Below are 10995 nucleotides of genomic sequence, written 5' to 3'. Positions count from 1 at the left end.
GCGCAGAGTCCGTGATCTTGGTAGACCCGCGCGGGGAGGGTTTCAATGTCAAAATACAGGATAATATCCTGCAATATGGGATTTATACAGCGCGGACCGAGCGCTGGAATTCCGCCGGCGTGCGGTCGTAAGCCTGCTTGAACGCGGCGCTGAAATGGCTGTGGCTGGAGAAGCCCAGGTCCAGGGCCAGATTGGTCAGGTGGTCGTAGCTGTCCAGAAGATCCAGCGCCCGGGCCAGGCGCAGGCGCAGCTGGTAGCGATAGAGCGGCACGCCCTCGACCTGCTGGAACACCTGGGTCAGGTAGACGGGCGAGACCCCGACCTCGGCGGCGATGTCGGCCAGGGTCCAGCGGCGGCCCAGGTCCGAGGCCAGGACCAGCTTGGCGCGGTCGACCAGCTTTGTCCGGCTCCAGCTTGCGGACGAGGCGTGGGAGGTCCGCTCGCCCAGGGCGCGGCGCACCAGGGTCAGGCTCAGGGTCTCGGCCTCGAGGGTCTCGATCGTTCCGCGCGAAAGGCTGTGCTTGAGCAAGGCGACCAGGGCCTGGGCGCGGGGATCGATGCGCCGCTGTTGCCGCTCGAAGGCGACCTCGGGCCCGCCGCGCTGCTGATCCTTCGGCGTCAGCTCCGCCAACATCTCCGGGCTCAGCGACATCGACAGGCAGGCGTCTCCGCCCTCGACCGGATGGCTGATCCGGAAGCCTTCCTCGCCATTGAAGAACATCACCTGATTGGGCTCGGCCACCGCGTCGCGATCGCCGCCCAAGTGGTGCATGAAGACGCCGCGATAGGGGAAGACGAGGTGCGCGCCATGGGCGCATTCCTCGCCGCTCCGGTGCCGGCACGCGCCGTCGCAGACCACGTCGTACAGCGACACGGTCGGCGTATCGAGCAGTTGCTGGACGGCGTATCCGCTCATTGGTCCTCTAGGCGATGCGCCACAAGCGCCGCGCTTCCTCAGCGACGATATGGGGATACTCCTCGGGGAAGAACAGCTTGGCTTCCGGAATTCTGCGCACGCCTTCCACGCGCGGCAGCACCTTGGCCAGGTAGTCCGGGTTCTCCTTGGCGAAGATGTCGTCGCTCATGCCCCAGATCACGCGCACGGGGATGTCCAGCTTGCGCAAAGACGCCTCGACACCCGCCAGGGGATTGGGCTTCAGGCCCAGGGCGTAACGGTTGGCCAAGTCCTTGCGCTCGACCGATTGCAGGATCGGACCGAGATACTGCTCGATGGCCGCGTCAGTCGGGTGGGCCGGGTTGGCGAAGCACATGCCGCCCAGGCCGTCCGGCGCGCGGCACTTGGCCTTGTCCTTCAGCCACGGCGCCAGCCAGGCGTCGGGCCAGATGCCCATCTCGGCCAGCTCGAACACCGGCGTCAGGGCCGGCGGCGGGCTATCGGGCTCGACGTCGCAATTGGTCAGCAGCAGCGTTCGCACGCGCTGCGGATGGCGCGTGGCCAGCAACTGGGCCACGGCCCCACCGCTGTCGTTGGCCACCAGATCGAAGGTGTCGATGTGCAGGGCGTCCAGGAAGGCGATCAGCATCTTCACCTGGTCGTCGGGCGTCACCGACTTGCCCGGCAGCACCTCGGTGAAGCCCAGGCCCATGGAGTCGGGCGCCAGGCATCGGCGGTGCGGCGAGAGCCGGTCGATGGCGCCGCGCCACTGGAAGCTGCTCAGCGGGAAGCCGTGCAGGAACAGGGCGACGCGGCCGGTTCCGCGGTCGATATAGGCGGTGCGGCCGTAGGGCGTGGCCTGGAAACGTCGCTCGCGGGTCCAGCGCTCGGCGGCGCGGGCGTCGTTCTCGGCGTCGCTATCCTGAGCGCGGGCGACGCCGCCCAACAGGGCCGTGGCGGCGAGGCCGGTCGTGGCGGTCAGCCAACGGCGGCGGGTCATGTCGATGGCCATGGTGTCTTACGCTTCCGGTCCGGTGATGGCGGCCTGGGCCTCGCCCAGCGCCAGGGCGCATTCCTCGCAGCAGACCTCGACGGTCCGGCCGCCGATGGTGACGGTGATGACGTCGGTCTCGAGTTCGCAGTCGCACGCGGCGCAGGTCTTGGCGTCCATGGAGTGGCTCCTTGGCTTGGGTCTTCGGGGGATGTCTTGAAAGGACGTGACCGGGGCGACGGACGCGGAACGGCCGGGGCGATCGCGATCCCGCCCAGCCCGGCTCCAGCCGCTCCGCTTCGTCGCCGCTAGGGTCGCGTCTCCCGCTTCAGCGGAAGGCGATGCGGTGAAGTGTCGTGAGGAGAAGTGCGCATGGCCATCCGGCGGGTGTTGTTGACCCGCCCGATAGACCTCAGGCGGGGGCCGCTTCGCTGTCGGATTCTTTAGCGATCGCGACGGGCGCCGGAGGCGTCGTGCGCCACAGCAGCAGGCCGACGCCGCCCAGCACCAGCTCGCGCAGGCGGCGCAGCAGCGACAAGGCCAGGGCTTGGTCGGGCGCTAGGCCAAGAGCGCCGCCCATCAGCAGATAGCCGCCCTCCTGTACGCCCAGGGCGCCGGGAATGGCGAAGCCGACGACCTTGGCGGTCTGCGCCAGGCCCTCGACGATGAAGGCCTGCACCAGGGTCGGCTGCAGGCCCAGGGCCCACATGGCGACATAGGTCTCGAACGCGCCGGCCAGCCAGGCGGCCAGATGCCAGGCCCACGATGCGAAGATGTTTGCGCGCTGGCGTCCAATCCCTCGGAAGGCCTCGCCCAGCTCGCCGACGCGATGGGCGAGGGCGCTCCAGCGCCGCGAAAGCTGGCCCAGACGCCGACCGACGCCGGCCTTGTGGGCGATGAACAAGGCAGCGCCGATCGCGACGACGATGCCGACCAGGGCGAGACCCGCCTGGGCCAGGCGCGGGTCATGCAACGTGACCATGGCCACGAGCAGGCTGGCCAGGAGGAAGACGACCAGGCTGGCGGTGCCGGCCAGGACGTCGATGACGCAGCTGGCCGTCGACTCGGCCAAGGTCAGGCCGTTGCGAGCCGTCAGCTTGGCGCGCACGACGTCCCCGCCGATCTGGGCGACCGGCAGCAGGGCGTTGACCGCCTCCTTGATGAAGCGGACGCGGAACAGGAAGGTCGAGGACGGCCGGCGGTCCGGCGGCAGCAGCACCTCCCAACTGACCATGGCCAGATAGGTGACGGGAAGGTGGGCGGCGATCACCGGGATCGCCTGCCAGCCGACCTGATGTATGATCTGGCGCACCGCGCCGACGCCATGCGTCGCCAGCAGGATGGCCAGCAAGGCGATCCCAAGCGTCAGAAGTCCGGCTCTCCAGGGCGAAGACTCACCCTCGGTCTTATTCGTCATGCGGCGGAAAGTGCCCGCGAAGAGGGGGCGGCGCCAAGCTCGCGATAAACATTCAACACCGAGCCGCAGATTTCACGCCAATCATACCGAGCGCTGGTGGCGCGGGCGGCCCGGGCCAGGCGCAGGCGGCGCATGGGCTCGCCGACCAGGCTCTGGATCGCGGCGGCGTAGGTTTCGGCGTCCGGCTGCCGGACCAGCACGCCGTCCTGGCCGTCGGCGATCAGGGCGCTGGTGCTGGGGGCGTGGGGGCACAGGACGGCCAGGCCTGCCGCCATGCCCTCGAGCGTGGCGTTGCCAAAGGCCTCGGTCAGGCTGGGATTGAACAGGATGTCGGCGCTGGAGACCGCGCGGCCCAGGGCGTCGCCTTCAAGCTGGCCGGTGAACACGGCCTCGGGGAGGCGTTCCTGGAGATAGGCTCGGGCGGGACCTTCGCCAATGATCAGCGGACGGATCGGCTGGCCGCGCAGGCGGATCAGGGTTTCGGACAGCACGTCCAGGCCCTTCTCCATCACCAGGCGGCCCAGGAAGGCCACGGCGATCTCGTTGTCGGCGATGCCCATCGACTGGCGCCAGGCGCTGTCGCGGCGAGCGGGGGTGAAGCGGTCGCGGTCGACGCCTCGACCCCAGACCCGGACGCGCTCGCCCATGCCTTGCTCGCGCAGGAGGTCGGCGATCGGCGCATTGGGGGCCAGGATGCGGTCGCAGCCTCGATAGAAGCGGTCGAGATAGCGTTCGACGCGCGGACGCAGCCAGTCGAGGCCGTAGTAGGAGAGATAGGTCTCGAACCGTGTGTGCAGGCTGGCGACCACTGGCAAGCCCATGCGACGACCCCAGCGTCCCGCCTGGAAGCCCAGCAAGTCGGGAGCAGAGAGATGGACGGCGGTGGGCTGGAAGCGGGCGAGGTCGGCGCGCAGGGCGCGGGTCAGGCCCACGGCCAGGCGGTACTCGCCACGACCGGGAATGGCCACCGACGGGGCGGAGACCAGCTGGCCCGCCGGTTCGAACGCGGGGGTGTCCGTGGTCGGCGAGTAGACCCGCACCTGGGCGCCGGCGTCGATCAGATAGGCGGCGAGGCGGTTCAGGGCCTGGTTCGAGCCGTCGCGGGTGTAGTTGTAGTTCCCGGAAAACAGCGCCAGGCGCAGGCCGACGGCCGATTTTTCCTCAGAGGGCTGACGAATGGATCTTTGCGCGAACTGCACGACGCCTCCGTTTGTTACGCTCGAGGCCCCCGCCCAATCCTCCGTATGACAATGGCCATATGGTGGAATGGTTCAGTTTCCGGAAGAGGGGCGGCCGGCTCCGGGGCGGACAATCTTCGGGTCAAGCTGAACCGAAGCTGAACCGTGGGTCGCATCGACCATGCTCGTCCAGGAGGTCTCGCCGCCGTCACCTTTTGGGCGCGCTGTGCGAAAATCCGCGCCAGGGGCTTGCGCCGCGACGTCATGACCCGCTTTTGGCGCTCCGAGCGCCCTTGCCGAGAGGCGGGTTCGTGCTCAGTTATGCGCTTCGCGCCCGTCAGGCGCGCGATCCTACGATTCCCTGGGGGTGAAGAAGGCCCCCAATCCAGCGAGATCTCGAAACGTCATGCAGCCGGTCAAGACCCTCATCCTCAGCGCCGGTCAGGGCAAGCGGCTGTCGCCGCTGACGGACGACCGTCCCAAGTGCCTGGTCGAGCTGGCCGGGCGCTCGGTGCTGGAATGGCAGTTGCGCCACCTGCATCAGGCGGGCGTGACCGAGGCCGTGGTGGTCACCGGCTTCCGCGCCGATCTGGTCGAGGCCGAAGTGGCGCGCCTGAAGCTGCCGGGCATGGCGATCCGCACGCTTTTCAACCCGTTCTACAGCGTCACCGACAACCTCGCGACCTGCTGGCTGGCTCGTGACGAGATGCGCGGCGGGCCGTTCATGATCCTCAACGGCGACACCCTGTTCGAGCCGGCGATCGCCGAGCGCCTGATCAGCGCTCCGTCCGCCCCGATCACGGTGACGGTGGACCGCAAGCTCAGCGGCTATGACGCAGACGACATGAAGGTGCTGACCGACGGCGACGCCCTGCGCGCCATCGGCAAGACGATCGCCGAGTACGACGCCGAGTCGATCGGCTTCCTGCGCTTCGACGCCGAAGGCGCCGAGCTGTTCGTGAAAACGCTGGAAGCGATCATGCGCACGCCGGAAGGGCTCAAGCGCTGGTACCTCAGCGTGATCAACGAGATCGCCCACCAGCACGACGTCGTGCGCGTGCGCTCGATCGAGGGCCTGGACTGGGCCGAGATGGACTTCCCCGAAGACCTGGTCCGCAACCGCGCCCTGACAGCGGAATGGGCGGCGAAGGAAGCCGAGACGGTCTGAGCGTTTGCTTTCGCTCTTGTACGTGTTGATGTACAAGAGCGTATGCGCACCACGTCCTATAGCGATCTCCGCAAGAACCTCGCCGCGATGATCGACGCCGTGACCAACGATCACGAGCCGATCGTCATCACGCGCGACAAGGGTCGTCCGGCGGCGGTGCTGATGTCGGTCGAGGACTTCGCCTCCTACGAGGAAACCCGCTACCTCCTCCGTAGTCCCGCCAACGCCGAACGCTTGATGCAATCCGTCAGCGCGCTCGAAGGCGGCGGCGGAAGTGTGCGCGATCTGGCTGAATGAAGCTGATCTTCAGCGAGCAGGCGTGGGAGGACTACCTGTATTGGCAGTCCCAGGACGCCAAGCTCGTGGCCCGTATCAACGGCCTGATCAAGGAATGTTCTCGCACGCCCTTCCAGGGTACGGGCAAACCCGAGCCGTTGCGGGGGCCGTTGGCTGGCTGGTGGTCGCGCAGGATCAACCAGGAACACCGACTGATTTACCGCCCCACCGAGGACGGGCTCCTGATCGCGCAGTGCCGCTACCACTACTAGGCGCTATCGAGGCGCCGTTTCGCCCACCAGTTCCCGCACTAGATCCAGGTCCGACGGCTTGTCGACATCGACGGCCGCCAGGCCGTCGTGCGCTCGCACGGCGGCGGCCTTGACGTTCGCCAGCTTGCCCAGCCGCTCCACGGCCTGGTCCAGGGTCAGCAGGCCCAGGGCGTAGCGGATCAGGAAGCTGGGACCCAGCATCGCCGCGATCTTCCAGGGCTGCTTGCGCAGCGCCTCGACCTGTCGCCAGACGGTGATGACGTTCAGCGCGGTCTCGTTGCGCAGCAGGAAGAGATTGCAGCCTGAGTAGCGCCCGTCGCGGAACTTCAGATAGGTCCGCTTGGTCTGCGGCGCGGCGGCCTGCACGCGCGCCTCAGGGGCGAGCAGCACGGCGACATCGGCCGAAGCCGGGGTGTCGGCGACGAACTGGGTGATCCATTCGGGCTTGAGCAGGGCGTGATCGACCGTGGTGACCACTAGTGGGAAGCCCAACGTGCTCGCGCCCTCGGCGACGCTCTGGCTGGGGCCGGCGGCGGGCGGCAGGACGACGGCCTTTGCGCCGGCCAGGGCCGAACGGATCGCCTCGTCATTGGCCGAGACGCCGATGGTCCGCGCGCCAGAGGCCTCGACCGCTCCCAGCACTCGCGCCAGCAGGGTCTTGCCCTGCAGGAGGATCAGGCCCTTGTGGCTGACCCCCGCATAGGCGGCGGCCGGATCGACCTCGCCCGGGCGTGAGCCGGCCAGGATCAGCGCGTTGAAGGGGCTCCCAGGAGCTGGGTTCACAGCGCCTTCTCGTAGATGCGGTAGGTCTTGTAGTGCGTGCCGCCCACGTTCTCGGCGATGTGGCACATGGCCTTGTTGGCCTCCAGCACCCACGAGATCTCGTAGCGATTGTAGCCGAGGCTCATCGCCATATCGCGGCTGGCCTTCATCATCCAGAACGGCAGCATGCGGCCGCGCTGGGTCGAGGAGAACTTCTTCTTCACACCCATCAGCGGGATGCGGGCCGACTTCACGCCCTTGACCTTCAGGCGCCACAAGAGCTTGGCCCAGCCGAACGGCAGGAGCTTGCCCTTCAGGTCGGCGATGGCCTCGTTGACGTTGGGCAGGAAGACCACGACGCCGGCGGCCTCGCCGTCGATCTCGGCGAACCAGATCAGGCGCTTGTCGAGCACCTGCTTGAGCGCCTTGCCCAGCTGGCGGGTCTCGGCCTCGGTGGTGGGGGTGAAGCCCCAGTTTTCCTTCCAGGCGTCGTTGAGGATGTCCGTCAGCGTCTGGACCTCCTCTTCATAGCGCTTCATGTCCAGCTGGCGCAGGACGACGCCCGAGGGCAGGCCGCGCTTGACCCGTCGCTGAGCGATCTCGGGAATGTCGCCGGTCTCGTCGGCGCGATAGGCGAAGACGTCCTGGGCCTTGGCGTAGCCCTGTTCCTCGACGCGCTTGCCGGCATAGGCCGGGTCGTGGCCCATCATGATCATCGGCGGGGTGTCGAAGCCCTCGACCAGCAGGCCGACCTCCTCGTTGATCGAGAGGTTGAACGGACCGACCACATGCGTGCGGCCGCGCGCGGTGAGCCAGTCTTCGGCGGCGCGGAACAGGACGTGGAAGACCGCCTGATCGTCCTCGGCGGCGATCATGCCGAAGTGGCCGTCCAGGCGGCCGGGCGTCGGCTGAGGCGTCAGGCGGTCGATCTGGGCGCTGATCCGGCCCACGTCGCGGCCGCCGCGCGTGGCCAGGAACAGCTGGACCTCGGCGTGCTCGAAGAACGGGTTGGTCTTTGGCGTCAGGGCCTCGGTGCGTTCCATAAACAGCGGGGTGATCCAGTTCGGATCCTTGGCGTTCAGGCGGGCGGGCAGGGCGATGAAGCGCTTCAGCTCCTCCGGCGTCTTGACCGGGATGACCGTCAGGTCGGCATTCGCGGAGTCGAAAGGCATCACCCCTCCAGGGCCAAGAAGGTTCGCAACGCCAGGGCGCCGAAGATCGCGGGCGCGGCCCAGACCGCCAGGAACGGCGACAGGGCGCCGGACTCGCCCAGGGCGGTCAGCATGCCGTTGGCGACGAGGAAAACCAGACCGGCGGCCAGCCCGGCCGTGAGCAGGACAGCCCCCTGACCGCTGCGGAAGTTGGCAAGGGCCACGGGGGCGCTGAGCAGCAGCATCACCAGCGCCACGAACGGACTGGCGAAGGCGGCCTGGAAGTGCGTGGCGTAGAAGCTCTCCGGCCGGTCCGAGCCGCCGTTTTCAAGCGCGCGCCGCGCGGAGGCGGCGGTGGGCATGGCGTCCTCGCCGAACAGGCCCTGCACGTCCTGCGGCGTCAGCCGGGTGGGCCACGAGGTCGAGGCCGCCTCCGAGGTCTGGGCCAGGTCGCCGTTGAAGCGCGTGGTCTTGGGCTGTTGCAGGGTCCAGGTCGTTCCGTCGAAACGCGCCTTGGGGGCCTCGACCTTCTCGATCAGGATGCCCTTGGCGTCCCGGCGGAAGATGGTCAGCGTGTCGATCTCGCGGCCGTCGGCCGTGGCGTCGGCGCCGATGACGAGGTCGCCGCCGGCTCGGAAGGTGCGCGGGGCGGGGACCTTGCGCTCGGCGACGGGCGTGTTGTTGCGCCACCAGTCGGCCAGGGTCGGATCGGCGCGCGGGGCCAGGACCTGGCCGCACAGGGCGTCCAGCAGCATCACCACCACGGCGGCCGGTGCGGCCATGGCGATGATGCGATAGCCTGAGATGCCGCTGGCGCGCATGGCGACGACGGCGCTGTCGCGGGCCAGTTGCGAGAACGCGAACAGGCCGCCGGCCAGGACGGCGATCGGCGCGACCTGTTCGAACAGGCGCGGCACGCGCAGCGCGGCGTAGTAGGCCACGCCCGAGAGGCCGAGGCCCCGCTCGAGGATGTCCGGCGTGACGTCCAGCAGATCCAGCATCTGCAGGATCGACATCAGGATGATCGCCGCGACCAGGATCCGGGTGGAGATGGTTCGCAGGACGTAGAGCTGCAGCTTCATGCGGGGCGCCGCTTCTTAGGCTTGGGCAGGGCGCGGATCAGGCGCGCGATCAGGTTGTTGATGCGGCGGACCAGGCGCGAGACCGGCGTGTCGCCGGGACGCGTGCGGCTGCCGACGAACAGCCAGACCGCGAAGGTCGAGAAGGCCGTGAACGGCGCCCAGATCGCCACCGCCGGTGGGAGCATACCGACCTTGGCCATGCCTTGGCCCAACAGCAGCGAGTGCTGGAAGGACAGCAGCAGCAGGCCGGCCATGACCAAGCCCGGCGCGCGGTTGCCGCGCTTGGACGCCAAGCCGAAGGGGAAGGCTAGGAGCGGCAGGAACGGCAGGAAGATCGCCCGCGCCCAGCGGCCGTAGAGCTCGCTGAGCAGGGTCTCCTTGGACACCACGGGCTTGGCGGACTTGGCCTGCTCGGCCAGCTCGCCCATCGTCAGCTCACGCTCGTCGCTGCCCCGCGCACGCAGCAGCACGGCGGCGGCGGCCAATGGCGTCTGGGTGGTCAGGCTGTCGAAGGCCAGGTTGCGGTACGCGCCGGTGGCGTCGTGAGCGATCCGGCGACCGTCGCGCAAGTCCATGGTGATGGTCTTGCCGTCCTCGTTGATCTTCAGATCGGCCGAGGCGGCGGTGATGATCTCTTCCTGGCCGCGCGCGTCCATCCGGCGGATGAAGACTCGGGTCAGGCGCTGGCCGGCGATGTCGGCGCTGTCGGCCGTCAGCAGCGAGCCCTTGTCGTCGATGAAGGCGCCGCCCGCCAGGCGTCCGTTCCAGCCGGCGTTGATGGCCGCGTGCATGACCGCGCGGAAGGTGTAGCGGCTGTAGGGCTGCATGTAGCCGAAGACGACGATGCTGAAGACCATCAGGAACACGCCGACGGCCAGGAACGGCGCGGCGATGCGCTCCAGCGACTGGCCGCTGGCCAGCAGGGCGTCGATCTCGGAGCCGTCCGACAGCTTGGCGATGACGATGAACAGCGCCACGAAGAACGCGACCGGCAAAGCCAGGCCGATATAGTGCGGCACCAGATTGGCGGCCAGCTGCGCCACATAGCCGAACCGGGCGCTGCTCTGGGACAGGGTGTCCAGCAGGCGCAGGGTGCGCTCGAGCTCCAGGGCGACCACGGTCACGCCCAGGCAGGCCACCAGCGGCCAGAACAGCAGCCGCAGCAGGTAGCGGTCGATCAGGCGGAAGCCGCCGACTTGCAGGTCCTTGGCGCTCACGCTTGGCCCCAGGCTTGGGCGAAGCGGGTCGCGAGGCGCTCGACGGCCTCGGTCGACAGCTCCACGGCGGCGCCCAGCGCGGGCGCGGCGGGCCAACCGGTGTCAGGGAAAGACACGCCTTCGTGCTCGCGCGTTCCCGCATAGCGCGGGAGAACGTGGAAATGGACGTCTTTGTCGACCATCATCAGCATCAGGTAGTTGATCTTCTCATAGTCGACAGCGGCCTTGAGCAGGCGTTCAATCCCCGCCACGGCGACCTGGAGGTCGGCGAAGGCCGCGGGACTCACTTCGGAGAACGCCTGAACAGCTTCCTTGCACACCAGGACCAAAGACCCAAATGTCGGCTGCTTGGGACGGACGAGAATGAGCCAGTGATCGGTCTCGGCGACTTTCGAGCCGGGATAGCCGAACGCCGATGCGGTAGGGTTGGTCATGAGAAAGCCGGAACTTCAGGCTGATGTCGGCCCGGAGCCAGTCAAGCTCGGATGATCCCATCCGAGCTTGACTGGCTCCAGAGTCAAAGTTTGGAGCGCGCCCAGGCGCGCTCTGCGTAACAATAGGGATGCGGCCTTTTACATGGAAGCAC

13 protein-coding genes are annotated in these 10995 nt (G+C 68.1%); 3 read left to right on the top strand and 10 right to left on the bottom strand.

Features of this window, described 5'->3' with window-relative positions:
- Positions 1-82: 82 nt before the first annotated feature.
- The 5 genes from AC07NN_RS19600 to AC07NN_RS19580 all read right to left on the bottom strand — a co-directional run bounded on the left by AC07NN_RS19600 (position 83) and on the right by AC07NN_RS19580 (position 4502).
- A complete protein-coding gene (locus AC07NN_RS19600; protein WP_494644870.1) occupies positions 83-916 on the bottom strand; it encodes a helix-turn-helix transcriptional regulator in 834 nt (277 codons plus the stop codon).
- A 7-nt stretch (positions 917-923) separates the two neighbouring features.
- Complete coding sequence (locus tag AC07NN_RS19595) at positions 924-1895, bottom strand: alpha/beta fold hydrolase (RefSeq protein WP_494644868.1); 972 nt, start codon at positions 1893-1895, stop codon at positions 924-926.
- Between the two features lie 18 nt (positions 1896-1913).
- Positions 1914-2066 carry a hypothetical protein gene (locus AC07NN_RS19590; protein WP_494644866.1) on the bottom strand — a complete coding sequence of 51 codons (153 nt, stop codon included), beginning with the start codon at positions 2064-2066 and terminating at the stop codon, positions 1914-1916.
- Between the two features lie 232 nt (positions 2067-2298).
- Complete coding sequence (locus AC07NN_RS19585; RefSeq protein ID WP_494644864.1) at positions 2299-3303, bottom strand: flippase-like domain-containing protein; 1005 nt, start codon at positions 3301-3303, stop codon at positions 2299-2301.
- Positions 3300-4502, bottom strand: a complete 1203-nt coding sequence (locus tag AC07NN_RS19580; RefSeq protein WP_494644862.1) for a glycosyltransferase family 4 protein — start codon at positions 4500-4502, stop codon at positions 3300-3302. Before AC07NN_RS19580 ends, AC07NN_RS19585 begins: the two co-directional genes overlap by 4 nt.
- 385 nt (positions 4503-4887) lie before the next feature.
- On the opposite strand from AC07NN_RS19580, the gene AC07NN_RS19575 reads away from it, so the two are divergent.
- The 3 genes from AC07NN_RS19575 to AC07NN_RS19565 are packed head-to-tail and all read left to right on the top strand — an operon-like array spanning position 4888 to position 6197.
- The gene (locus tag AC07NN_RS19575; protein WP_494644860.1) at positions 4888-5649 is read left to right on the top strand and encodes a phosphocholine cytidylyltransferase family protein; all 762 of its coding nucleotides are present in this window, start codon (positions 4888-4890) and stop codon (positions 5647-5649) included.
- 42 nt (positions 5650-5691) lie between these two features.
- The gene (locus tag AC07NN_RS19570; protein WP_494644858.1) at positions 5692-5946 is read left to right on the top strand and encodes a type II toxin-antitoxin system Phd/YefM family antitoxin; all 255 of its coding nucleotides are present in this window, start codon (positions 5692-5694) and stop codon (positions 5944-5946) included.
- Complete coding sequence (locus AC07NN_RS19565; RefSeq protein WP_494644856.1) at positions 5943-6197, top strand: Txe/YoeB family addiction module toxin; 255 nt, start codon at positions 5943-5945, stop codon at positions 6195-6197. Before AC07NN_RS19570 ends, AC07NN_RS19565 begins: the two co-directional genes overlap by 4 nt.
- A 3-nt stretch (positions 6198-6200) precedes the next feature.
- Here AC07NN_RS19565 and AC07NN_RS19560 read toward each other — a convergent pair whose 3' ends face one another.
- Genes AC07NN_RS19560 through AC07NN_RS19540 form a run of 5 tightly spaced genes read right to left on the bottom strand, consistent with a single transcriptional unit; the run spans position 6201 to position 10843 of the window.
- A complete protein-coding gene (locus AC07NN_RS19560; protein ID WP_494644854.1) occupies positions 6201-7073 on the bottom strand; it encodes a nucleotidyltransferase family protein in 873 nt (290 codons plus the stop codon).
- Entirely contained in the window at positions 6977-8131 is a 1155-nt protein-coding gene (gene bcerS, locus AC07NN_RS19555) for a ceramide synthase (RefSeq protein ID WP_494644852.1), read from the bottom strand. Before bcerS ends, AC07NN_RS19560 begins: the two co-directional genes overlap by 97 nt.
- On the bottom strand, positions 8131-9192 hold the full coding sequence (locus AC07NN_RS19550; RefSeq protein WP_494644851.1) for an LptF/LptG family permease: 1062 nt from the start codon (positions 9190-9192) through the stop codon (positions 8131-8133). Before AC07NN_RS19550 ends, bcerS begins: the two co-directional genes overlap by 1 nt.
- The gene (locus AC07NN_RS19545) at positions 9189-10409 is read right to left on the bottom strand and encodes an LptF/LptG family permease (protein WP_494644849.1); all 1221 of its coding nucleotides are present in this window, start codon (positions 10407-10409) and stop codon (positions 9189-9191) included. The genes AC07NN_RS19550 and AC07NN_RS19545 overlap by 4 nt, the downstream gene beginning before the upstream one ends.
- Positions 10406-10843 carry an HIT family protein gene (locus AC07NN_RS19540; protein WP_494644847.1) on the bottom strand — a complete coding sequence of 146 codons (438 nt, stop codon included), beginning with the start codon at positions 10841-10843 and terminating at the stop codon, positions 10406-10408. Before AC07NN_RS19540 ends, AC07NN_RS19545 begins: the two co-directional genes overlap by 4 nt.
- Between the last annotated feature and the right edge of the window lie 152 nt (positions 10844-10995).

It is taken from the genome of Caulobacter sp. GW821-FHT09H08 (genome assembly GCF_059415885.1).
The sequence above is the reverse complement of the archived record's forward strand: the minus strand, read 5'-3'. Positions and strand labels throughout refer to the sequence as shown.

Excerpts from the sequence above, each read along its gene's own strand:
- AC07NN_RS19600 (WP_494644870.1), bottom strand. The coding sequence starts at position 916 with ATGAGCGGATACGCCGTCCAGCAACTGCTCGATACGCCGACCGTGTCG.
- AC07NN_RS19595 (WP_494644868.1), bottom strand. The coding sequence starts at position 1,895 with ATGACCCGCCGCCGTTGGCTGACCGCCACGACCGGCCTCGCCGCCACG.
- AC07NN_RS19590 (WP_494644866.1), bottom strand. The coding sequence starts at position 2,066 with ATGGACGCCAAGACCTGCGCCGCGTGCGACTGCGAACTCGAGACCGAC.
- AC07NN_RS19585 (WP_494644864.1), bottom strand. The coding sequence starts at position 3,303 with ATGACGAATAAGACCGAGGGTGAGTCTTCGCCCTGGAGAGCCGGACTT.
- AC07NN_RS19575 (WP_494644860.1), top strand. The coding sequence starts at position 4,888 with ATGCAGCCGGTCAAGACCCTCATCCTCAGCGCCGGTCAGGGCAAGCGG.
- AC07NN_RS19570 (WP_494644858.1), top strand. The coding sequence starts at position 5,692 with ATGCGCACCACGTCCTATAGCGATCTCCGCAAGAACCTCGCCGCGATG.
- AC07NN_RS19565 (WP_494644856.1), top strand. The coding sequence starts at position 5,943 with ATGAAGCTGATCTTCAGCGAGCAGGCGTGGGAGGACTACCTGTATTGG.
- bcerS (WP_494644852.1), bottom strand. The coding sequence starts at position 8,131 with ATGCCTTTCGACTCCGCGAATGCCGACCTGACGGTCATCCCGGTCAAG.
- AC07NN_RS19550 (WP_494644851.1), bottom strand. The coding sequence starts at position 9,192 with ATGAAGCTGCAGCTCTACGTCCTGCGAACCATCTCCACCCGGATCCTG.
- AC07NN_RS19540 (WP_494644847.1), bottom strand. The coding sequence starts at position 10,843 with ATGACCAACCCTACCGCATCGGCGTTCGGCTATCCCGGCTCGAAAGTC.